The organism is Fulvivirga lutimaris (assembly GCF_009711525.1).
In the GTDB taxonomy this organism is placed as follows: domain Bacteria; phylum Bacteroidota; class Bacteroidia; order Cytophagales; family Cyclobacteriaceae; genus Fulvivirga; species Fulvivirga lutimaris.
Window position 1 is genome coordinate 1 of sequence record NZ_SMLV01000084.1, and the last position, 1,295, is coordinate 1,295.

Here is a 1,295-nt window from a genome sequence, read left to right on the forward strand (position 1 = left end):
GAATAGAATGTTAAAATTTAATTTTTGATTTGAATTTTAGTGTGAGAAGTATAATTGAGCCTTGAGATATCGCTAGTTTAAAAACCGATAAGATGTTAATTTTACAGCCATAAAAAAGAAGCACCATATTAGGCTTGCTATCTTAGAGTGAAAGGCTCCAACTTTATATGACATCCCCTAACCCTATTTTATCCACAATCATTTTTGTTTTTGCTCTGCAAGCTATGCTGTTGAGTATACTGTTATTTATAAAAAAACCGAGAACCCAATCTAATGTATTGCTATCGCTATTGGTTTTCTTTTTTGGACTAATGGCACTCAATATTGCTCTAATCAATGTTTTAATAAACTATGATGTTTTTTATATGTTCCGGTATTTTCAGCTTGAACTACTGCTGGGTATCGGACCCGCTCTTTATTTCTATACAAAAAGCATCACTGACCAGAACTTCAAATTCACCAGAAAAGAGTTCGTACACTTTATCCCTGTCATATTGGAGTTTATCTTTTATAGAACTTCCTTTTACAGGCTTGGTGCGGACGGTATGTATGAAACACCTCCTCACCCTTACACCAAAATCTATCTTGCTGAACAGTGGCTCGGGATACTATCCATCTCTATTTATACCATCCTTTCATTAAGAACACTTTATAACTGTCAGATCTGGCTTAAGCAACATTACTCCAATCTTGAGAAAAGATCTCTGGACTGGCTAAAAACCCCTGTAATCATCTATTCTGCTTTCTGGATTGGCTGGAACATTTTAACAGAAGTAGACCGTATTGCTTTCGATCGGGCACTGAAAGACTTATACTTTCTACCCACGTTTGTGGGTCTTGCTGTAGTGTCATGTTGGATTGGCTTTAAAGGTTACATGCGATCACAGGTCGGAGTTTCGGGTTACTCTAATGAGAAACCACAACTTGCTGCTCCTAGTCCAAATCCAGAGCTAGCTGCGAGGCTTACGTCACTAATGGAACATGAGCACCCTTACCTCGACCCTGACCTTGATTTATCAAAGCTTTCTGAGCTACTGGACATGAACCCGAAGCAAGTATCTGCCACTATCAATGGAAGCTTTTCTAAAAACTTCTATGAGTATATTAACCAGTATAGAGTAGCGGCATTCAAACACAGAATGCACCAGCCGGAAATAAATAAGTTAACGTTGGTTGGTCATGCTTTTGAGTGTGGATTCAAATCGAAATCTACATTTAATGATGTTTTTAAAAAGATGACAGGGAAAACACCTAGTGAGTACGTAAAAAGTCTAAAAAAGGAGTCCGAAAGGAAG

General features: G+C 37.8%; 1 protein-coding gene. It reads left to right on the forward strand.

Going from position 1 to position 1,295, the window contains the following annotated elements:
* Nucleotides 1–311 precede the first annotated feature (311 nt).
* On the forward strand, nt 312–1,295 hold a 984-nt coding region (locus E1140_RS00300), incomplete at its 3' end, for a helix-turn-helix domain-containing protein (protein ID WP_185153322.1).